Source organism: Saccharothrix longispora, from assembly GCF_030852425.1.
Taxonomy (GTDB): domain Bacteria; phylum Actinomycetota; class Actinomycetes; order Mycobacteriales; family Pseudonocardiaceae; genus Actinosynnema; species Actinosynnema longispora.
This window is the reverse complement of the sequence record NZ_NSDM01000009.1, coordinates 71,765-92,790: the sequence shown is the minus strand read 5'-3', so window position 1 is coordinate 92,790 and position 21,026 is coordinate 71,765. Positions and strand designations below refer to the sequence as shown.

The following is a 21,026-nucleotide window of genomic DNA, read 5'->3' as shown; positions in this document are numbered from 1 at the left end:
CGTCACGCCCGCCCGACCGCGGCCAGCCACGTCCGCAGCACCGAGGCGCGGGTGAACTCCCGCACGTGCAGGCCCGCCCGGAGCCAGGCGACCGGGAACTCCTCCCCCGCGTCGCGCACCACCCGGCCGAACGCGTCGCGCTCGCGGTCGCGGGAGGCTGCGGCCAGGGCGGCGAGGAGGTCCGCGGTCGCGGTCAGCCCCGTGGCGCGCAGGGCGGCGACCTCGCGGCGCGCGGAGGCCACGGCGGCCACCGCCCGACCACCGAGGGTGATGCGGTGCAGGACGTTCTCCAGCGGGCGCAGCGGTGCGGGGACGCGGTCCACCGGGTCCGGGCGCGCCGGCAGGTCCGGGGCGGCCCCGCCGGCGACGTGCGAGCGCTGGAGCCGGTCCAGACCGAGGTCGACGTGGTGGGCCAGGTCGTCGGGCAGGGCCAGGTCGCCCGACGCGGCGAGGGCGGTGGCGGTGCCCGGGCGGTCGGGGAGCAGGCGCGCCACGACCCGGAGCCGCAGGCCGGGCGCACCGGCCAGGACGGCGAGGTTCTCGCGGACCAGGGCCGTGTGGCCGACCAGGTCCAGGTCGCCGTGCGCCGTGGCGAAGCGCAGCGCGGGACCGACCGCGCCCAGCACCACGCCCTCCGCGAAGAGCAGGTCGGCGCCCGCCGGGCGGTGGGTGTCCGGGACGGTGTGCGCGTGGAAGGCGCGGTGCACCTGGTCGGGCAGCGGTTCGGCCCAGTGGCGGGCGAGCGGGTCGTCGGTCCACGGGGTGGGTTTCGCGGCCACCGCGCGCACCGCCTTGCCCGCGCCGAGCCGGTGGTCGGGTGACGCGGTGCCGCCGGACAGGAGCAGCCCGGCGCGGCCCAGCGCGCGGTGGGTCAGGCCGGACTCGCCGACCGCCACCGGACCGCTCGCGGCGGCGGCCACCCGTTCCGCGCCGCCGGGGGTGACGGCGGGGACCGTCCAGAGCCGGCCCGAGTCGTCGACGAGGTGCGTGACGACGCCGCCGTAGCCGGAGGCGCTGACGACCGGTTCCGTGCACAGGCCGTGCAGGCGGAGGGCGCCGATCGACCGGTACTCGCGCCGGGCGGTGCCGCGCAGCAGGGCGGGATCGCCGATGCCGGTGCGCAGGTCGTGGCACAGGAGCATCAGGTCGACGAGTTCGGCGGTGAGCGCTTCGCGGTCGAACGACGAGTCGCCGGCGCGGGCGGCGGTCAACGCGGCGGCGACGCGCAGGCCGGCCGACGCGGCCCGGTGCAGGCCGGCGACCCGCGCGGTGTGGACGGCGCGCAGCAGACCGGCCCGGACCACCGCCCCGCTGCCGGAAGCGCCGGCGCGGAGGACGGCCGAGCACCCCTCCCACACCGCTCCGGCCGCCGCCCGCTGCTCCTCGGTGACGGGTACCAGGGCGGTGTCGGAGTCGGTGGAGGTGGAGTCGGTGGTGGGGCCGGTCGCGGCCGACACCGACGGATCGACCGGATCGGCCTGACCGGTCGGGTCGGCCGGGTCGCCGATCTCGGCGGCGGCGACCGCGATGCCCCGGTGCAGGCACTTCGGCGCCAGCAGGCAGGTGCAGGACAGGTCGTCCGCCGCCGCCAGCACGCCCGCGCGCAGGGTCCAGGTGAGCGTGGTCTCGGCGTCGAGTTCCGCGCGCGCCGCGTCGCCGTCCGCCGTGACCGCCCACGACGCCGCCCGGTCCAGGGCGGCGTCCACGCGCTTGCGCAGGCGCGGCGGGAGGGCGTCGAGCACGTCCGCCACCACGGCGGGGGCCACCGGGGGCACGGTCACGAGCGCACCTTCTCCCCCACCCAGCGGGCCAGCTCCTGCGGGCTCAGCGCGGCGATCGGCATGCCCGCCGCGACGAGGGTCCCGGCCACGGACGTCGAGTAGCGCGCCTTGCCCGTGTCGTCCAGGCTCGCGCACCCCAGCACGGTCACGCCCGACGTGACCAGTTCGCGCACCTGCGCGGCGAGCGCCCCCACCGGGCCGCCCTCCTCGAAGTCGCTGACCAGCACCACCATCGTCCTCTCCGGCACGGTCACCAGGGAGCGGGCGTGCCGCAGCGCGCCCGCGATGTGCGTGCCGCCGCCGACGCGCACCTCCAGCAGCAGCGACAACGGGTCGGCCACCCGGTCGGTCAGGTCGACGACCTCGGTGGAGAACGCCAGGAAGTGCGTGGTCAGGGCGGGCACCCCGGCGAACACCGCCGCGGTGAGCGCCGACCACACCGTGGACGCCTCCATCGAGCCCGACACGTCGACCACCAGCACCAGCCGCCAGTCGCTCGACCGGCGGCCGCGCGTGCGGAACACCGGGCGCTCCGGCACGACCACCACCCGGCCACGGTCGTCGCGTCGCGCGGTGGCCAGGTTGGCGCGCACCGTGCGCGGCAGGTCGAGCCTGCCGCCGGGCCGCCGGGTCGGCACGGGCAGCTGGATGCCGGTCAACGCGGGCCGCACCCGGTTCGCCAGCTGCGCGGTCAGCTCGCGCACGAGCCGCGCCACCAGCGGCCGCAACCTGGCCAGCGACTGCTCGGACAACCCGCCGGCCAGCGACAGGACGTTGCGCAGCAGCTCGACGGACGGCCGCACCGACGCCGGGTCGATCTCCAGCGCCGCCTCCAGCCGCCCTCCCTCGGCCGCCGCGGCCAGCACCTCTTCGCGGACGCCCTCGCCGAACAGCTCGGCCAGCTCCTCGGACCACTCCCGCACGTCGGGGAACGGGGACGACCGGTCGGCCCCGAGCCCCCCGGCCGCCGCGCCCTCCCCGCGCTCCGCCCCGTACAGCTCGTCCAGGGCCGCCGCGTACCGGACCGCGCCCGCCGGCCGGTCACCCCGCGCCCCGAGCACCAACCGCCAGCGCACGCTCGCGGCCAGTTCCCGCTCGGCGTGCGCCGGGGCCACCGGCGCACCGGGTGGCGCGGGCTCCTCGGAGCCCGGGTGGACGGCCGGTCGGGGCAGGTCGTGGGCGCGCAGGTCGTGGGCGCGCAGGACGTCGGCCGCGGCGCGTTCGGCCGCCAGCCACACCGCCAGCAGTTCGGGGTCCGGGACGCCGGCGGCGTCGACCCGGTCGCCCGTCCGCTCCTCGACCGCGGCGAGCACCCGGGCCCGGGCGGCCGGGCCGATCGAGGTGAACGCGCCGCGCAGGGCGGGCAGGCGGTCCAGGAAGTCCCGGTCCGCCAACGCCTCGACCCGCTCCAGCAGCGGGTCGAGGGCTTCGGGCGTCTCCAGCAGCGGACCGGCCGCCGCCAGCACGCCGGTCAGCGCCAGCTTCAGCGCGCCGCGCCGCTCGGGCGTGCCCGCACCGTCCACCCAGGACGCCACGCGCTCGCCCAGCGCCGACGCCGGCAGCAGTCCCGAGAGGACCCGTGCCGCGCCGGCCGCGCCCGCGATCAGCGGGGCGCCCTCGTCGGACAACCGCCGCAGGCAGGCCGCCAGCCGCACCCCGGTGCCGTGCGCGTCGTGCCGCCGGGCCAGTTCCACCAGCGCCCGCGCGTCGGCCACGTCCGTCGACCCGACCAGGCCGTCCAGCTGCGCGACCGCCGCCGTCTCCAGCTCCGCCGCCAGCAGCGGGTGCGCGTCCAGCACCGATCCCGGCGTGCCGGGCAGGTGCCCGGCGCGCAGGCGGTCCAGCAGGTCCAACGCCGCCAACAGCTCCGGCAGCGTCCCGGCGGACGGCAGCACCGACGCCGCGTCGCCCAGCAGGTCGTGCACGACCTCGGGCAGCCCGCACCGGGCCGCGTCGACCAGGTCGACGAGCACGTCGGCCGGGGTGTGCCCGCCGCGTTCCGCCCGCCGCGCCCGACGCGCCCGCAGACGCCCCAGGGCGGCCATCGGCAGCGTCGCGCCCCACAGGCCCGCCACCGGCAGGGTCGCCGCCGTCGCCGGGGTCCAGGCGACGGTCCACCGGGTGCTCAGGGCGTCACCGCCGCCCACGCCGGTGGTGGCCGCCTCCTCGCCGTACGCCACGCCCAGCACGGCCAGCCGCCGCAACGCCACCTCGCGGCGGGCGTCCAGCGCCGACCGCAGCGGGTCCAGCCGCAGCGTCGCCGCTTCGCGCGAACCCGGGCCGGGCAGGCGCAGGTCCGCCACCAGGTCCTCCACGGCCGGGGCCAGGCCGGACCTCGGCGTGCCCGGCGCGAGCACGCCGGTGCGGTGGCCGACCAGCACGTCCCCCGCCGCGCGGGCCACCACGCGACCCCGGCCCAGGGGTTCGGCGTGGGTCAGCACGGTCTGCACCGCCTCCACGACCTCACCGCGGCCGGGCGCGGGCAGGCCGCGCAGGCGGGCCAGGTCCCCGGCCAGGCGCAGCGCTTCCCGCGCCTCGCCGGGACCGGCCGGGTGGCCCAGTTCCCGGACGCGGACGCAGATCCGCACGATCGCCGACGCGGCGGCGGCCTCGATCGCGGCCGGGTCGCCCGCCGCCTCCAGCACGGCCTGCTGCCACTCGGGGTCGCGGATGCCCGCCGGGTAGCCGGACCGCTCGTCCAGCAGGGCGAACCCGTACGGCACGAGCGAGGTGACCACGTCCGACCCCGGCGGCGCCTCCTCCGCCGGGGCGCCGGACAGCAGCGCCGCCGCGTGGAAGGAGCCGATCACCGCCGCGCACGGCCGGTCGCCCACCTCCGCCACGACCCGCCGCATCCACGCCTCCCGGCGCAGGTCGAACGGGTCGACGTCACCCGCGTCCGCGCGCAGCGCCCAGCCGACGTACAGCGCGGCCCGCCGCACGGCCTCCGGTTCCTGCCCCGGTGCGGCGACCTCGACCAGCCGGTCCCACAGGTCGTCGCCGTCCCGGCCGGTCACGGCGCGGCGCAGCGCGTCGGTCAACGGCGCGGCGCCGCGCCCGCCCGCCCCGTGGCCGGGGCCGCGCAGCGCCAGCGGCAGGTCGCACGCGCGCACCTCCACGCCGTGCCGGAACGCCCACCGGATCGCCGCCAGCTCGGGTGAGAAGTCGGCGAACGGGTAGAACGCGGGCGCGCCGCCGTCCCGGTGCGCGCCGGACAGCGCGACCGGCGCGACGAGGTCGGGCGCGGCCAGGTGCGGCAGCCACTCCCCCAGTTCGGCGGGCAGCTCGACGAGCAGCACCTCCGGCTCGCACGCCTCCAGCAGGGCGGGCACCACCGACGCCAGCGCGGGCGAGTGGTGCCGCACCCCGATCAGGTGGGGCGTGCGGTGGCCGACCAGCAGCTCCAGCGCGGACCGGTCAGGCGTCGAGGACATCGCGCAGTTCCCACAGCCGCCGCCACGTGCGGGCGCCCGTCTCGGCCCTCCGCCGCACCGCGCCGTCCCAGTAGCCCAGCAGCCGGGCCGCGTCACCGGGGTCGTCCTTGCGGACCACGCCCAGCAGGTGCCCGGGCAGCAGGGACAGCGGGTCGCGGTCGCCGGGGAAGTACGCGTCGGCCAGGCCGAGCGAGGTGGCCACGGACACCGCCTCGGCCGTGCTCATCACGGTGGACGGCCGCTCGACCGCCCACCCCTCCTGCGACACCCCGTTGCGCAGGTCGCGGAACGCGGTGACCAGCACCTCCAGCACGACGTCGTCCACCGTGAACGGTGCACCGACGCGGTGCAGCGCCGCATCGGCCTGCCGCCGCACCAGGTCGGTCTCCGCCGCCAGGTCGCCGATCGGCCCGACGGCCTCGAAGTTGAACCGCCGCTTCAGCGCCGCCGACATCTCCGACACGCCCCGGTCGCGCAGGTTCGCCGTGGCGATCACGGTGAAGCCGGGGGCGGCGTGCACGGTCGCGCCGTCCGTGCCGGACAGCTCGGGCACGGCGATGCGCCGGTCGGACAGGATCGACACCAGCGCGTCCTGCACCTCGGGCAGGCAGCGGGTGACCTCCTCGACCCGCACCACGCCGCCGCCGCGCATGGCGGTGAGCACCGGCGACGGCACCAGGGCGCGCGGTGACGGCCCCTCGGCCAGCAGCAGCGCGTAGTTCCAGCCGTAGCGCAGCTGGTCCTCGGTGGTGCCCGCGGTGCCCTGCACGACGAGCTGGCTGCTGCCGCACACGGCCGCCGCCAGCAGCTCGGAGAGCATCGACTTGGCCGTGCCGGGCTCGCCGACGAGCAGCAGGCCGCGCTCGCCCGCGAGCGTGACCACGGCGCGTTCCACCAGGGCCCGCTCGCCGACGAACTTCTGGCTGATCACCAGCCGCTGCGGCAGGCCGGCGACCTTCTTCGGCAGCGCCAGGGCGTCGCCGCTGCCCATGACGAAGGTGACGACGGCGCGCGGGGTGAGCCGCCAGCCCGGCGGGCGGGGGCCGTCGTCGTGGGCGGCGAGGAAGGCCAGCTCCTCGCGGTGCGCGTCCTCGGCCGGCTCGACCTGCCTCGGGGCAGCGGTGGTCACCTGCGTCCTCCGGTCTTCAGTTCCTCGTAGGCGGGCGCGTCGCCGTCGAGCACCCGACGCCAGGCGCGGGTGAACAGGTCGGCGACCGGTTCGAGGGGCACGACGACCCAGCTCGGGCGGGTGGTGAAGCCGAACATCGGGGCCTTCCACGACTCGACCGGCAGGTGCGGCGCGCCGAGCGCGAGCCACCCGCCGGGCAGGAACAGCGACCGGCCGGCGCGGGCCCGCTTGGCGGTCAGCACCAGGTCGGTCGCGCCCAGCTCGGCGCGCGCCTTCTTCAACCGGGCGGGCTTCCACCCGGTCCACCGCGCCACGTTCGCGTCGGTCGGGTCGGGCAGCGCCAGCAGCTGGAGGTAGAGCGCGGCGGCGTCCTCGGACAGCGCGAACCGCTCCGCGACCTCGCCGACCAGGTACGGCACGGACACCGTCGGGTCCTGGAAGTACGCGGCCGGGTCGACGCCCTCGGGCGCGGTCACGGCGCACGCGGCGGTCACCGAGTCGTCGTGCAGCAGGCGGAGCTGGTCGAGGACGGAGGTGGAGCCGGTGGTCGTCAGCACGGCGGCCAGCTGCTTGCCGTCGCCGACGGCGAGCAGGCCGGGGCGCAGGCCGAGGCGGCAGTAGTGGTCGTTGACCCCGCACACCTCCAGCCACGGCCGGTGCCGCACGACCTCGCCCGGCGCGGGCTTGTCGACGCCGAGCAGCGCGGTCAGCTCGTCGGCCGAGGTGTAGTGGCCGACCTGCACGGCGAAGCCGGGGTCCTCGGTGCGGTCGCGGGCCAGTTCCAGCGCCCGGGGCAGCGCCGCGCGCAGCGGCGAGCCGGCCGGCAGGCGGTGCGCCAGGAACAGCAGCACCTGCGCGACCACGTTCAGGTGGTGCCCACCGAACCCGCCCCGGCGGTGCGCCTGCAGGGAGTTGTCCTTCCAGCGGATGTCCGCGTCGCGGGTCAGCCAGTCGGTCCGCTCGGGGTCGACGACGCCGGCGATGTGCTCGGACGCGCCGCCGGTGGCGAGCAGCTTCACCGCGTCGGCCAGCACGTCGTCCGGCACGGGCGTGCGCAGGCCGTGCTCGGCGACCCACCGGGCGGCGACGGCGTCGACGTCCGGGCCGCGGTCCCACAGGTCGGCCGGGTCGGCGGGCACCGCGGCGGCGAGCAGTTCGAGCCGGAGGTTGCGGTCCAGCCGCCGCAGCCGGTCCTTGCCCGCCTTGGCGCCCGCCGGGGAGAGGCCGACCTGGCGACGCTGCTCGGTGGTCAGCAGGGTGTTGCCGTACCGGGCGACGTTGGGCATGCCGGCCAGCAGCACGATCGCCTCGGCCGTGCTCAGGCCGGTGCGCTCGACGAGCGCGCCCACCGCGTCGGGCGACCACGGCGCCGGACCGCGTTCGGCGAGCAGGTCCGCGAACCGCCCGATCCGCTCCGCGCCGAACCCGTGGTCGACGACCGCCGAGGACAGGAGCCGCCAGTCCTCGGGCAGCGCGAAGTCCCCGCTCGGGCTGTACTGGAGGCCGCTGTAGCGGTTGCCGTCGGAGGACCAGTTGACCTCGGACAGGGCGGTGAAGCCGTCGCCGGCGGGCACGAGCCGGTGGTGCGGCGACTCGTGCTTGCCGGGCACCTTCACCGCGACCACGCGCCAGCGGCCGGGCGCGTCGGCCAGGCCGGAGCCGGCGACCCAGCGGAGCACCTGCACCAGCGGTCCGCGCTCGTCGTCCGGGGTGAGCGGGGAAGCAGCCCGGTAGGCCAGCGCGGGGAGGTGCGGCAGCGCCTTGAACCAGGACTCCCCGTCGATGGCGGGCAGCGCGCGCCGGGCGCGCGGCGGATCGGCGGCGGCGGCGGCCAGCGCGGCCAGCACCTCGGGCAGCGCGGTCGGCGTCCGGTTGTCGGAGTTGCGCCAGTGCTCGCCGATCCAGTCCAGCGCGGTGAGCAGCGCGGTCTCGGTGACCGCGGGCCCGGTCGGCGCGAAGGTCGACTCGACCGCGCGGGCGGCCTCGGCGACCTCGGCGTAGCGCCGGTAGGAACGCCGGACCTCGGCCGCGCGGCGGACCACGTCGCACACGCCGACGACGAGGGCCGGGTCGGTGAGGCCGGGCAGCGCGTCGGTGATGGCCCGGGTGTACTCGTCGTGCTCGCCGCGTCGCAGCGCGGCCAACCGGTCGACGGCGGCGACCGGCTTGGTGGCGTCGGCGGCGGCCATCATCGCCTCCACGGCCTCGCGGGTGACGGCGCGCAGCGCGGCCGACCCCGCCTCGTCGCGCGGGCGCAGGGCGTGCCACCAGTCCAGGGGCGGCACGAACGGCGTGCCCATCGCGTACGGCGGTCGCCGGGCGATCGCGGACACCGTCCCCCACACGGTCCCGTCACCGTCCTCGAACGACACGGAGTCGCCCCGGCCGGTCAGCGCGACCTGCGCGCCCGGGAGCCGCAGCAGGCCGACGGGTTCGCGCTTCGCCAGCCGCACGCGGCGGCCGTCGACGCCCTCGCCGGTCCACGAGCCGTCCGCCTCGCGGCGCACGCGCCAGCCGTGCAGGCCGTCCGCGACACCCAGCGGGCTGCGCTCGGTACCGGGCGCGGCGGGGCGCAGGTCGCAGCGGGACAGGTCGACGCGCGCGCCGTCCTCGGCGAAGTCCTCCAGGAACCGGGGCCTGCTCGCGCGGCCCATCGCGCCGGTCGCCGGGTCCACCTCGCGCCAGCGCGGCTCGCCGTCGTGGTCGGTGGTCCACACGGTCGTGCCGTCGCCGTGCGCGTCGCGCGCCTGCGGCAGCGACGTGTCACCGGGGTGCACGACCCGGGAGCCGCTGAACCGGCCGCCGCCGGCCAGCGCGATCGACGGGTGGGGCACGTTGGGCCGCCAGCTGTGCCGGTCCTTCCCCGTCACCGCGAAGATCCGCTCCGGGGCGTCGCTCCAGTAGCCCAGCTCGCCCTCCTGGGCGTGCCAGGTGACCAGCAGGACGCCGTCGAACCAGGAGGCGTTCGCGTCGCGCCAGGTCGGCCTCCGGTCGGCCGGGATGCGCGAGACGTGCTCGGCCAGGACGCCGTCCGGGCCGACGACGACGAACCGGTCGCCGCGGGAGAGCACCAGCGCCGGCCAGCCCTCCCCGGCGATGGCGATCGGCTCGTCCTTCACCCCGCCGTCGAGGAGCCGGCCCACCGCCTCCTCCAGGGCGGGCCAGCCCAGCTCGTCGAACAGGCCCGCGCGCAGCGTGCGGTGCAGCGCGGCGGCCACGTCGGTGCGGGCCACGGCCTCGGCCGCCCCGGGCACGTCGACGTACGCCTCGGGCACCTGCAACGGGGCCAGCTCGTCGAGGTGCCGGTACAGGTCGGGCAGCCCGGCGGCGGTCACGTCGGCGGCGCGCGCGGTGAGCCAGTCCCGCAGGGCGGTGCGCAGGCCCGGCACGGCGAGGGCGTCCAGCAGGACGTCCCGGTTGACGGTGACGGACCGGGCGTGCGCGCGCAGGTGGGCGGCGAGGCCCCGGCCCAGGCCCGGGCCGAAGCGCTCGGAACCGGCGAGCGCGACCAGGTCGCGGCGGCCGGGTTCCTCGTCCTTCACCCAGTCCCCCACGTCCAGCTGCTGCCCGCCGCGCTCGACGTCGGCGATCGGGACACCGCGTTCCACCAGCAGGTCGAGCAGGTCCAGCTCGCCCTGCCGCCAGTTCCGCAGCACCCGCACCGGCACGCCGTCGGCGACCAGCCGGTCCGCCATCCGCGCGGCCAGGTCCAGCAGGGTCGTCGAGCGGTGCACGCCGCGCCAGCCCGACGCGCGCACCTTGACCACGCCCGACAGCCACTCGGCCGGGTTCGCGCCGCTCGTCGGCGCGACCAGCTCCCCGGTCGCGCCGCAGCCCTCCAGGACGTCGAACCACGTGTCGAGCGCGGCGGTCGAGTCCGGCACGAACTCCAGCAGCCGCGCCCGCACGTCGGGCTCGCGCAGCGCCAGCGCGACCAGGGAGTCGCGGTAGGACTTCCAGAACCCGGCGCCCGCGCTGCCGATCGCGGTGCTGTCCAGCACGGCGCGCAGCAGGCGCTCGTCCTCCTCCCGCAGCACGCGCTTCGCCGCCTTGGCCAACCGGCGCAGGTCCTCGGGCATGCCGGTGTAGGGCGGCAGGCCGCCGCGGGTGCGCTCCACGCACAGCGTGAAGAACAGCTCGTAGGCCGCGTCGGCGTCGTGCTTGCGGGCCAGGCCCTTGGCGTGCGCGGACAGCGCCTTCGCGGTGAGCGCGCCGGCGAAGGCGAACTCCAGGAACACCTCGCGGGTGCGCTCCGGGTCGACGGCGAGGTCGTGCACCTCCTCCGCCTCGCGGGCCTTGCCGAACATGCTCGCCGCGTAGGTGGTGTTGCCGTGCTGGAGGAAGATCCGCCCGGCCTGCTCGTAGAAGGTGGGCAGGAAGTGCGGCGCGGAGCGGCCGAGCATGTCGCCGAGGACGGTGAAGCCGTCCTTCGCGGCGCCGGCGCGGGACTTCGCGGTGCGCGCCAGGCGTTCGACGTCCTTGACGAGGTTGAGCGCGTGGTGGGCGTTGGCGGGGTCGTTGACCAGGGCCCACGCGGGGAAGCCGAGGGCGCTGCGGCGGCCGGTGCCGACGTCGGCGGTGCGCACTGGCGCGTCGAACCCGAGGTACTCGCAGGTGAGGTCCTCGACCCCGCCGAGCACGGCGGGCACGAGCCGCACCACGACCCGGTCGTCGAGGGCCGGGTGGGTGTAGTGGCGGGCGGTGACGGTGTCCCGGTCCTCGCCCGGGGCGACCACGCCGGGCAGGACGGCTCCGGCGGCGATGAGCTGCTTCTCGTTCACGCGGGCACCGCTTCCTCGACGACGCGCCCGGCGTGGATCGCCGAGGCCATGCGCATCCCCTCGGACCACGCGACGGGTCCGACGTCGGTGAGGGCCAGCGCGGTTCCGTCCTCCAGCGCCCAGCGCAGCTCGCCGGTCCACGTCTCGCCCTCGGGGTAGTCCGAGCCGAGCCAGTAGCGGGCCTCCACGACCCGCCCGTCCTCGAAGGCGGAGTACACCGCGGAGCCGCCGCGCACCGGGTAGCCGAGCGTGCGGCACCGGCCGAGCGCGTGGTTGAGCTGCTGGAACTTCCCGCCCGAGAAGTCGTCCACGGAGGACTTGCCGGTCCGGGAGGCGGGCTCGGGCCGGTCGAAGGTCTGCCGGAACAGCTGCTGCACCTTCTGCTCCACGCCCAGTTCCGCGCCGAACTCGCGCAGCTCCTCCAGGTCGTCCAGCAGCACGGGGTGCGGGACGCGCACCACGTCGGCGGTGACGCGCGCGGTCTCGCCGTCGAGGGTGACCACGCCGAGCCCGCGCTCCGGGTCGGCGTCGCGCAGGAACCCGGTCTCGTCGCCCGCGGTGACCACCAGGTCGCGCAGCACCGCGGCCCACGCCGCGTCCGCCCACGCCTCCGCGACCAGGGCGACGGGCACCGGCAGCGAGCGCGTCATCCAGCCGTCCACCGCGGCCAGGCACTCGGCCTCGTGACGGGTCAGCCACTCGGCGAGCTGGCGCAACCGCACGACCTGCGCGTCGTCCTTCAGCGAAGCGGGTACGGAGGAGAGCAGCTTGCCCTTGCCGTTGCGGCACTGGACGCGCCCGTTCTCCCCGAGCCGCACCTGGTACCCGGATGCGGCGTCCAGCCAGCCCACGGTTCCTCCTGCGAGTCGATGTGCGACGGTGATGGCGGGAGGCTAACCGCGGGGTCCGACAAGAAGATCGGGTCGGGCGGTTCGCAATCGGGCCGTGACCGCCGGCGACTCGGTGGTCGCCGACCGCGACCACCGAGTCGCCGACCGCAGTTCTGCGGTCGGCGAGCCCATTACCTCAAGACTTGCCCAAATTCACTATTGTTGTGATGCGCGTCTCCCTAGCCTTGTGGCATGAGACTGCTGCTGTGGACCGCACTCACGTGCGCCCTGGCGGTCGAGGGGGCCATGTTCCTGCCGCTGCTGGCCGGACTGGTGATCGTCGGCTGCGCCGCCGAGAGGCCGACCCGCCACCGCGGGCCGCGTCACGCACGCCTGTGACCCCCGCGGGTTCGGCCCCGCCTCCGGCCACCGGCCACCGGTGGCCCCGCGCGGGGTGCCCCCGGAGGTGTCCGGCGACGACACGGGGGTGACGGCGCACCACGCGCGGAATCCACCGCTCGTGCCGAGCGGCTCGTTCCGTCGACCGTGACAAGTCCTGCCGGGTCGCGGCGTCCGAAAACTTGCAGCCGGTGCTGCGTCGATCAGCGGTTCCACCGCGCGCGGCGCTCCACGACGATCTGATCCCCGTCCGAAGCCCCGGAGGTCCCGATGCCGACCGTACCGTCACCCGCCTGGCGCGCGCTGCTCGTCACCACGACCGCCGCGGCGGCCCTCGTCGCCGCGCCCGCCTCCGCCTCGGCGGTCACGTGCAGCGCCAAGGCCAACGCGACCCAGTCCGGAGCCACCATCGTCGGCCGCGGCCACACCCTGTGCCGCGGCGTGCCCGGCGGCGAACCGGTCGTCGTCTACGACGACGAGGTCGCGGTCCAGCGCCTCGACCCGAACACCGGCGCCTGGCACGTGCTCGCGACCGGCGTGGGCACCGCCACGTACCCCTGCGCCGGCACCGTGACCAACACCTTCCGCGCGGTGACGCCCGAGCGCACGTCGCTTCCGGTCACGGCCTCCTGCGGTTAGCCACCGCCCTCCACCACGAGGTGGTCGCCGTCGCGGGAGCCCGCACCTTCGCCCGACCCGGTGGGGGCCCGCGGCGGGACCCGCGGGACGCGCCCGGCACGGCCTAGGCTCGGCTCGTGACCGACACCCGCCTGTACCGCGACGGCGTCCTGGAGGCCGAGGGGTTCCCCGTCGAGGAGGTGGCCGACCGGCTCGCCGACGACGTCACCGTGTGGGTGGACCTGTGCGGCCCGTCGCGCTCGGAACTGGCCGGCCTCGCCCACGAGCTGGGGCTGCACGAGCTGGCCGTCGAGGACGCCATGCAGGAGCACGAGCGACCCAAGTGCCACATCTACGACACGCACGCGTTCCTCACCACTTACGCCGTGCGCCTGGACCAGACCTCCGGCCGCCTCAGGACCTGCGAGGTCGACGCGTTCGTCACGCCCAAGGCGCTGGTCACCGTCCGCGCCGACGACCACTTCGACATCGGGGCCGTCACCGACCGCTGGGACGCTTCGGCGCACCTGGCGGGCAGCGGCGTCGGCTTCCTCGTGCACGGTCTGCTGGACGTCGTGGTGGACGGCCACTTCGACGCCGTGCAAGCCCTGGACGAGCACATCGAGGAGCTGGAGGACCTGGTGTTCTCCGAGCAGCCGAGCAACCGCGACGTGCAGAAGCGGGCCCTGGCGATGCGCCGCTCCCTGGTGACGCTGCGCCGCGTCGTGCTGCCGATGCGCGAGGTGGTGAACACCCTGGTGCGGCGCGACCAGGCCGTCGTGGACGCCACCATGGCCCCGTACTACCAGGACGTGTACGACCACGTGCTGCGCGCCTCGGAGTGGACCGAGTCGCTGCGCGACCTGGTGGCGACCATCCGCGACACCCAGCTCAACATCCAGGGCAACCGGCTGAACCTGGTCATGAAGAAGGTGACGGGGTGGGCCGCGATCATCGCCATCCCCACCGCCGTCACCGGCTTCTACGGGCAGAACGTCCCCTACCCGGGCTACGACCAGCCGTGGGGCTTCTGGGTGTCGACCACCGTGATGGTGGTGCTCTCGGTGGGGCTGTACGCGTCGTTCAAGCGGCGGGACTGGCTGTAGGTCCGCTCGAACTCTGGGCGTTCCACGGCGGGCGCGCGGCTAGCGTCCGCGACATGGCGAACCAAGTTGTGGTGACGAGGGAACTGGACGACTACATCCGCGTCACCTCCCTGCGGGAGGACGACGTGCTGCGCGAACTGCGGGAGGAGACGGCCCTCCTGCCCGCCGGGTCCGCGATGCAGGTGACCCCCGAGGAGGGGCAGCTGCTGCACCTGCTCGCGGGGCTGGTCGGCGCGGGCACCGTGCTGGAGGTGGGCACGTTCACCGGGTACGCGACGCTGTGCCTGGCGCGGGCGGTGGGGCCGGGCGGTCGGGTCGTCACGTGCGACATCACCGGGCGGTGGCCCGACGTGGGGCGGCCCTACTGGGAGCGCGCGGGCGTGGCGGACCGGATCGACCTGCGGGTGGGACCGGCCGGGCGGACCCTGGCGGCGCTGGCCGAGGAGCACGGGACGGGGTGGGTGGACCTGGTGTTCGTCGACGCCGACAAGGTCGGCGTCGGCGCGTACTTCGACGCGGCGGTGGAGCTGGTGCGCGACGGCGGGCTCGTCGTCGTCGACAACACGCTGTTCTTCGGCCGCGTGGTGGACCCGACCGCCCAGGACGCCGACACGGTGGCCATCCGGGAGTTCAACGCCTCCCTGCTCACCGATCCCCGGGTGGACATCTCGATGCTCCCCGCCGCGGACGGCATCACGCTGGCCCGCCGCCGGCCCCGCTGAGCCGCGGGCGGCTCCGCGTGGGACGGGAGCGGTGGACGGGCCTCGGGGCGACCCGTCCACCGCTGCGCGTCACGTCGTCCGCCGGGCGTCGGGCACCGGCGGACGACGGGGCTCATTCGGCGATCTTCGTCCGGTAGGACCAGGTGAACACCGGCAGGTGCTCACCGTCGACCAGCCTGCTCTCCTCGCTGCGCGTGAAGTGCTCGTGCCCCGAGGCGTGGGGGACGCGGACCTTCACGTCGACGCCCTCGGTCAGCTCCACGACCTCGCCGTCGATCGTCCTGGGGCCGCCGATCAGCAACGCCTTCCTGTTCTGCTGCACGATGTTCGCCCTTTCGCCGGGGTGCCGCCGCGCGGTGTGGAGGCGGACCGTCCGAAGTGCACACATCGAGTATGGCTTGGCAGAACTGGGGAATCCCCTGGATTCGGCCGTCAGCCCCCGGCCGCGGGAGCCGCGTCCAGGTCGGTCGACAGCAGTTCGGACAGCTCGGCCAGCGCGGTGTCCGCCTGGTCGCCCTCGACGGTGAGCACGACCTCCTCGCCGCCCTTCACGCCCAGCGACATGACCGCGAGGATGCTGGCCGCGTCGACCAGGGCGTCCTCGCTGCGGCCGATGCGGACCTTGCCGCCCTGCTTGCGCGCGGCCTCGACCAGGAGCTTGGCCGGTCGGGCGTGCAGACCGACCGGCGAACCGATGGTGACTCGTGTACTGGGCAACTCTGCCTCCTCCTCGCGGTGCGGGAACGGGCGTCCGAGCCGTTCCCGCCGGACCGGCCGGGGGAACCGGCCGGTCGACAACTCGACGTCGCGCGCGGGCCAGGGCGCGGCGGGCCGGCGCACGGGCTCCAGCGCGGAGCGGATGACGGACAGCACGCCCTCGGCGACGGGCAGCCAGCGCTCCCCCGCCTCGACCGGGCGCGCCCAGCGCAGCCGGGCGCCGCACACGGGCGTGGGTGGCAGCGGCACCTCGGTGGGCGCGCGCAGGAACACCACGCCCGCGGGCATGTCGCCCTGGCTCCACCAGCGGTCGTTGGCGTCGGCCAGGAAGACCACGGGGCCGTCCGGCCGCACGACGGCGGGCGCGGGCACGCCGACCGCGTCGAAGCGGGCGAGCACGACGGCGGCGAGGCCCGCGGGCACGAGGAAGCCCACCGTGCCGCCCGCGAGCACCAGCCTGACCCCGGCGGGGCCGGCCACCACGCGCCAGCCGAAGCGGCGCCCGTACCAGAGGCACGCCTCCCGCGGGTCGCGCGGAACCCGCTCCGGCGTCGCGGGGTGGGGCGCTGCGGGATGGGTGGCGGCGGGCACGGTGGGGACAGGCACGGTGGCGCGGTGGGCGGCGGTGCGGTGCGGCGGCGCGGGCTCCGCGGGCAGCGGGCCGCGGGACGGCGACCGGGACGGGACGGTCACGGGTGGTTCCTCCACATCGTCGCCCCGTCCCCGCGTCAGCCGAGCGCGCGGGAGCGCGCGGTGGCGGGGTCCGGGGCGCGGCGGACGCGCTCGGCCAGGTCGGTGCAGTCGTCCAGGGTCCGCTCGCGCAGCGCGGCCCGGACGGCGGGCACGGCGGGCGCGGACATGGACAGGCTGGTCACGCCGAGGCCCACGAGCACGGGCGCCAGGCCCGGGTCGCCCGCGGCCTCGCCGCAGACGCCCACCGGCTTGCCCGCCGCACGACCGGCCTCGGCCACCAGGGCCACCAGGTCGAGCAGCGCGGGCTGCCACGGGTCGAGCAGGGCGCCCAGCTCGCCGAGCACCCGGTCGGCGCCGAACGCGTACTGGGACAGGTCGTTGGTGCCGAGGCTGACGAAGTCGACCGCGGCGAGGATGTCGGCGGCGCGCAGCGCGGCGGCCGGGATCTCGATCATCACGCCGACGTTGCCGAGGCCTGCCGACCGCGCCAGCGCGACGAAGGCCCGGGCCTCGGCGGCGGTCGCGATCATGGGGGCCATCACGCGCACGTCGGTGCCGTGCTCGGCGGCGGCGTCGGCGATGGCGGCCAGCTGGTCGGCCAGCAGGTCCGGCTTGCGCCACGACACGCGGTAGCCGCGCACGCCGAGCGCCGGGTTGGGCTCGTCGTCGGCGTTGGCGAACGGCAGCGGCTTGTCCGCGCCGGCGTCGAGCGTGCGCACGACCACCGGTCGGTCGCCGAAGAGCCGGAACACCTCGCCGTACGCGCGGCGCTGCTCCTCGCGGGAGGGCGCGTCGGTGCGGTCGAGGAACAGGAACTCGGTGCGGAACAGGCCGACGCCCTCGGCGTCCACGTCGCCGTCGGTCGCGCCGCCCACGTTGAGCAGCAGCTTGACCTGGTGGCCGTCGGCAGTGGCCCCGGGGCCGCTGTGGCGGGCCAGGGAGGCCTCGCGCTCGGCGGCGGCCCGGGCGACCCGGTCGGCGGCGTCGTCGTCGGGGGACGTGACCACGACGCCGCGGGTGCCGTCCACCACGACCCGGTCGCCGTCGGCGAGCGAGTCGGCGTCGGCGCACCCGACCACGGCCGGGATGCCGAGGGAGCGGGCGAGGATGGCGGTGTGGCTGGTCGGCCCGCCCTTGGACGTGACGATCGCCAGCACCTTGGCCGGGTCGAGGGTGACCGTGTCGGCGGGCGCCAGGTCGACGCCCACCAGCACGAACGGCTCGTCGCGCACGGGGATGCCGGGTGTGGGCACGCCCAGCAGCACCGCGATGGCCCGGTCCCGCAGGTCGGCGAGGTCGCCGGTCCGCTCGGCGAGGTACCCGCCGAGCGCGGCCAGCGCCTCAAGGTGGACGGCGAACGCGTCGTGCACGGCCCAGGCCGCCGGGCGCCCCCGGTCGACGGCGGCGCGGATGCCGTCGACCAGGGCGGGGTCGTCCGCCATGGCGATCTGGGTGTCGAGGATGTCGCGGGCCTCGCCGGTCAGGCCGGCGGCCCGCTCGGTGAGGTCCGCGACCACCGAGCCGAGCGCGGCCGCGGCGGCGTCCACCTCGTCCTGCGCCGGTCCCGGCGCGGGCACCTCGGCGGGCAGCTCCGGCGCGGTGGCCGGCCTGGCCACCACGCCCACCGCCTGACCGGGGCTCGCCGGGTTGCCGGTCAGCTCCCTGGACCCGACCGGCTGGTCCGAGACCTCAGCCACCTGCGACAACTCCGCGCCTCCTCGTCCTCGTCGACCGTCCGTGCGGGTGGTGCGCGATCAGCCCGCGACGGGCTCGATCGTCACCTTGATGGCGGTGCCACCGGCGACCACGTCGATGGCCTCCAGCACCTTCTCCAGCGGCAGGTGGTGCGTGATCAGGTCGGCCACCGGCACGGCGCCCGTCGCGATCAGCTCCAGCGCCTTCTTGTTGTGGTCCGGGCTGGACCCGTTCGCGCCCACGATCGTCAGCTCGCGGTAGTGCACGAGGTTCGAGTCGCACGCGATGATCGGGTTGTCCTTCGGCAGGCCGCCGAAGAAGCTGATCCGGCCGCGGCGCGCGACCATCTTCAGCGCGTCCTCCTGCGTCTTGCCCGCCGCCGACGCGGTGATCACCACGTCCGCGCCGCGCCCGCCGGTGAGGTCCAGCACCGCCTGGATCGGGTCGACCTCGGCCGCGCAGATCGCCGCTTCCGGCTTGACCAGCTCGGCGGCCATGTCGAGCCGGCCGCGGTTGAGCTCCACCAAGTAGACGTTCTCCGCGCCGCGGGCGCGGGCCAGCCGCACGTGCAGGCAGCCGATCGGGCCGGCGCCGACCACCACGACCGTGTCGCCGTCGCCGACCCGGGCCAGCTCCTGGCCGTTGAGCACGCACGCCAGCGGCTCGGCCACCGACGCCTCCGCGTAGCTCACGCCGTCCGGGATGCGGTTGACGCCGTCCACCTTGAGGACGTTCGCCGGGACGATCATGTACTCGGCGAAGCCGCCCTCGAAGTGGTAGCCCATCGAGAGCTGGTTGGGGCAGATGGTCATCCACCCGCGCAGGCACTCGGGGCACTCCCCGCACGGGATGGCGGCGATGACCTGGACCCGGTCCCCCGCGGCCCAGCCGTTCACCTCCGAGCCCACCTCCACGACCTCACCCGCGATCTCGTGGCCGATCACGCGCGGCGGGTCGATGTGGTGGTGCCCGTGCCGGAAGATCTTGAGGTCCGTCCCGCACGTCGAGGTGTTGCGCACCCGCAGCTTCAGCTCGCCGGGGCCCGCGGTGGGCTCGGGCATGTCCTCGATGCGGATGTCGCCGGGCGCGTAGAACCGGGCCACCTTCACTGCGCTGTCTCCTCGTCCTTCTCGGTGTCCACCGTCCGCAGGATGCGCAGGACGGTGTCGGCGTCGGGGGCCTGCCGCAGCTCGGCCGCCCGTTCGGGGTCCATGAGCACGTGGGCCAGGGCGGACAGGATGCCGACCTGCTCGGTGCCCTTCGCCGCGATGCCGACGCACAACCGCACGTCCTCGCCGCCCCAGTCCACCCCTTCGGGGAACTGGAGCACCGCCAGCGAGGACCGGCGGACGTGGACCCGCGAGGCGTCCGTGCCGTGCGGGATGGCCACGCCCTCGCCGATGAAGGTCGAGACCGAGGCTTCGCGCTCGTGCATGGCGGTCAGGTACTCGGGGTCGACCGCGCCGAGCTCCAGCAGCGCGGCCCCGACCTGGTCGATCGCCGAGGTGCGGTCGGCGGCGGTCCGGCCGAGCCGGACCCCCTCCGCGGTCAGCAACTCAGCCAAGCTCCCCACCGTCCCGGATGGCGGCTTCCACCCGGTCGAACACCGGGTCGCCCATGAAGTTCTGGAAGCCGATGACGAGCGCGCCCGACGAGTTCTTCTGCGCCCGGGGCACCAGGCCCTGCTGGCACAGCACGACCTGCGCGTCGGCCGGGATCTCGTTGACCGGGCTGTGCTGCACGGCCACCTTGTACGGCTTGAGCCGCTTGGCCATCTGCGACGCCACCATGACGCTGCTGCCCATGCCCGCGTCGCAGGCGATGACCACCTTGGTGATGTCCTTGCCCTGGATGCTCATGCGTCCCTGTTCCTCTCGTCCGGTGTCCGGGGGCCCGACCGGTCAGGCCGTGACCGCGCCACCGTTGGCGATCTGCTGGTCCCGCTCCTCGCGGCGGGCGTCCCGGCCGAACTTCATCAGCGCCGCGGCCACCACGAACGCCACGACCGCCGCGGCCAGCACACCCGCGATGACCCCGAAGTGCCCGCCCTTCGGCGTCACGGCCATCAGGGCGATGATGCTGCCAGGCGACGGCGTCGCGACGAGACCCGCGTCGAAGATGCTGAACGTGAGCACGCCGGCCGCGCCGCCCGTGACGACCGAGAGCAGCAGCTTCGGGTTCGCCAGGATGTACGGGAAGTAGATCTCGTGGATGCCGCCGAGGAACTGGATGACGATCGCGCCGGGGGCGGTGGCGCGGGCCGCGCGGGGGCCGAACACGCTCAGCGCGGCGAGCACGCCCAGGCCCGGGCCGGGGTTGGACTCGATGAGGAAGTGGATCGCCTTGCCGTTCTCCAACGCCTCGGCCACGCCCAGGGGGCTCAGCACGCCGTGGTTGATGGCGTTGTTGAGGAACAGGATCTTGGCGGGTTCGACGATCACCGACACCAGGGGCAGCACGCCGACGTCGAGCAGCCACTGCACGCCGTTGCCGAGCGCCTTGGTGATGCCCTCGACGATCGGGCCGATGGAGAACAGGCTGCCGACCGCGAGCGCGCCGCCGATGATGCCGGCGCTGAAGTTGTCGACCAGCATCTTGAAGCCCGGCGCGACGTTGACGCCGACCTTCTCGTCCCAGAGCTTGATCAGGAAGCCGCCGAGGGGGCCGACGATCATCGCGCCGAGGAACATGGGGATGTCCGCGCCGACGATCACGCCGAAGGTGGCGATCGCGCCGACCACCGCGCCGCGCTGGCCGTGGACCAGCCGGCCGCCGGTGTACCCGATGAGGGTCGGCAGCAGGAACGTGATCATCGGACCGACGAGTTCGCCGATCGTCTCGTTGGGGATCCACCCCGTGGGGATGAACATCGCGGTGATCAGGCCCCACGCGATGAACGCGCCGATGTTGGGCATGACCATGGCGGCGAGGTGTCCACCGAAGCGCTGGATGCCTACCCGCGCGCGCTGGCCGCGGGATTGGGTGTCTTCAGGGGCCTGGGTGTCGTTGCTCGTCATCGTTGACACTTCCACTACTGCTGGAGGGACTGGGAGAACGCCGTCGCTGTTGCGGCGGGAGCCGGGCGTCGTCGCCCGGCATCGGCGACCGGCGGGTGCCGTCG

At 75.7% G+C, this 21,026-nt stretch carries 16 protein-coding genes; 4 read left to right on the top strand and 12 right to left on the bottom strand.

What is annotated here, in order from left to right:
* Positions 1–2: 2 nt before the first annotated feature.
* From CKY47_RS21245 to CKY47_RS21225, 5 genes are read right to left on the bottom strand one after another with little or no spacing between them, the layout of a single operon-like run.
* Positions 3–1,781 carry a hypothetical protein gene (locus CKY47_RS21245; protein ID WP_306747674.1) on the bottom strand — a complete coding sequence of 593 codons (1,779 nt, stop codon included), beginning with the start codon at positions 1,779–1,781 and terminating at the stop codon, positions 3–5.
* Complete coding sequence (locus CKY47_RS21240; protein ID WP_306747673.1) at positions 1,778–5,215, bottom strand: DUF5682 family protein; 3,438 nt, start codon at positions 5,213–5,215, stop codon at positions 1,778–1,780. The genes CKY47_RS21245 and CKY47_RS21240 overlap by 4 nt, the downstream gene beginning before the upstream one ends.
* Entirely contained in the window at positions 5,199–6,344 is a 1,146-nt protein-coding gene (locus CKY47_RS21235) for an ATP-binding protein (protein WP_306747672.1), read from the bottom strand. The genes CKY47_RS21240 and CKY47_RS21235 overlap by 17 nt, the downstream gene beginning before the upstream one ends.
* Positions 6,341–11,125: a hypothetical protein gene (locus CKY47_RS21230; protein WP_306747671.1), complete on the bottom strand. Its 4,785-nt coding sequence runs from the start codon at positions 11,123–11,125 to the stop codon at positions 6,341–6,343. The genes CKY47_RS21235 and CKY47_RS21230 overlap by 4 nt, the downstream gene beginning before the upstream one ends.
* A complete protein-coding gene (locus CKY47_RS21225; RefSeq protein ID WP_306747670.1) occupies positions 11,122–11,976 on the bottom strand; it encodes a DUF4132 domain-containing protein in 855 nt (284 codons plus the stop codon). Before CKY47_RS21225 ends, CKY47_RS21230 begins: the two co-directional genes overlap by 4 nt.
* A 231-nt stretch (positions 11,977–12,207) precedes the next feature.
* On the opposite strand from CKY47_RS21225, the gene CKY47_RS21220 reads away from it, so the two are divergent.
* The 4 genes from CKY47_RS21220 (at position 12,208) to CKY47_RS21205 (ending at position 14,800) form a co-directional block, all read left to right on the top strand.
* Positions 12,208–12,354 (top strand): hypothetical protein, encoded by a 147-nt coding sequence (locus CKY47_RS21220; protein WP_306747669.1) that lies wholly within the window; start codon positions 12,208–12,210, stop codon positions 12,352–12,354.
* A gap of 270 nt (positions 12,355–12,624) precedes the next feature.
* Positions 12,625–12,993: a hypothetical protein gene (locus CKY47_RS21215; RefSeq protein WP_306747668.1), complete on the top strand. Its 369-nt coding sequence runs from the start codon at positions 12,625–12,627 to the stop codon at positions 12,991–12,993.
* Between the two features lie 116 nt (positions 12,994–13,109).
* Entirely contained in the window at positions 13,110–14,078 is a 969-nt protein-coding gene (locus CKY47_RS21210; RefSeq protein WP_306747666.1) for a magnesium transporter CorA family protein, read from the top strand.
* Positions 14,079–14,131: 53 nt separating this feature from the next.
* A complete protein-coding gene (locus tag CKY47_RS21205; protein WP_306747665.1) occupies positions 14,132–14,800 on the top strand; it encodes an O-methyltransferase in 669 nt (222 codons plus the stop codon).
* Positions 14,801–14,912: 112 nt separating this feature from the next.
* Here CKY47_RS21205 and CKY47_RS21200 read toward each other — a convergent pair whose 3' ends face one another.
* From CKY47_RS21200 to mtlA, 7 genes are all read right to left on the bottom strand, one after another.
* The gene (locus CKY47_RS21200; protein WP_306747664.1) at positions 14,913–15,122 is read right to left on the bottom strand and encodes a DUF5988 family protein; all 210 of its coding nucleotides are present in this window, start codon (positions 15,120–15,122) and stop codon (positions 14,913–14,915) included.
* A gap of 110 nt (positions 15,123–15,232) precedes the next feature.
* On the bottom strand, positions 15,233–16,210 hold the full coding sequence (locus tag CKY47_RS21195; protein ID WP_306747663.1) for an HPr family phosphocarrier protein: 978 nt from the start codon (positions 16,208–16,210) through the stop codon (positions 15,233–15,235).
* 35 nt (positions 16,211–16,245) lie between these two features.
* Positions 16,246–17,907, bottom strand: a complete 1,662-nt coding sequence (gene ptsP / locus CKY47_RS21190; RefSeq protein ID WP_306747662.1) for a phosphoenolpyruvate--protein phosphotransferase — start codon at positions 17,905–17,907, stop codon at positions 16,246–16,248.
* 57 nt (positions 17,908–17,964) lie between these two features.
* Positions 17,965–19,014 (bottom strand): zinc-dependent dehydrogenase, encoded by a 1,050-nt coding sequence (locus CKY47_RS21185; RefSeq protein ID WP_306747661.1) that lies wholly within the window; start codon positions 19,012–19,014, stop codon positions 17,965–17,967.
* Positions 19,011–19,469, bottom strand: coding sequence for a PTS mannitol transporter subunit IIA (locus CKY47_RS21180; protein WP_371320714.1), 459 nt, complete (start codon positions 19,467–19,469; stop codon positions 19,011–19,013). The genes CKY47_RS21185 and CKY47_RS21180 overlap by 4 nt, the downstream gene beginning before the upstream one ends.
* Positions 19,462–19,764 carry a PTS lactose transporter subunit IIB gene (locus tag CKY47_RS21175; RefSeq protein WP_306747659.1) on the bottom strand — a complete coding sequence of 101 codons (303 nt, stop codon included), beginning with the start codon at positions 19,762–19,764 and terminating at the stop codon, positions 19,462–19,464. Before CKY47_RS21175 ends, CKY47_RS21180 begins: the two co-directional genes overlap by 8 nt.
* A 42-nt stretch (positions 19,765–19,806) precedes the next feature.
* Entirely contained in the window at positions 19,807–20,922 is a 1,116-nt protein-coding gene (gene mtlA / locus CKY47_RS21170; protein WP_306747658.1) for a mannitol-specific PTS transporter subunit IIC, read from the bottom strand.
* Positions 20,923–21,026: the final 104 nt, after the last annotated feature.

Excerpts from the sequence above, each read along its gene's own strand:
- CKY47_RS21240 (WP_306747673.1), bottom strand. The coding sequence starts at position 5,215 with ATGTCCTCGACGCCTGACCGGTCCGCGCTGGAGCTGCTGGTCGGCCAC.
- CKY47_RS21220 (WP_306747669.1), top strand. The coding sequence starts at position 12,208 with ATGAGACTGCTGCTGTGGACCGCACTCACGTGCGCCCTGGCGGTCGAG.
- CKY47_RS21215 (WP_306747668.1), top strand. The coding sequence starts at position 12,625 with ATGCCGACCGTACCGTCACCCGCCTGGCGCGCGCTGCTCGTCACCACG.
- CKY47_RS21205 (WP_306747665.1), top strand. The coding sequence starts at position 14,132 with ATGGCGAACCAAGTTGTGGTGACGAGGGAACTGGACGACTACATCCGC.
- CKY47_RS21175 (WP_306747659.1), bottom strand. The coding sequence starts at position 19,764 with ATGAGCATCCAGGGCAAGGACATCACCAAGGTGGTCATCGCCTGCGAC.
- mtlA (WP_306747658.1), bottom strand. The coding sequence starts at position 20,922 with ATGACGAGCAACGACACCCAGGCCCCTGAAGACACCCAATCCCGCGGC.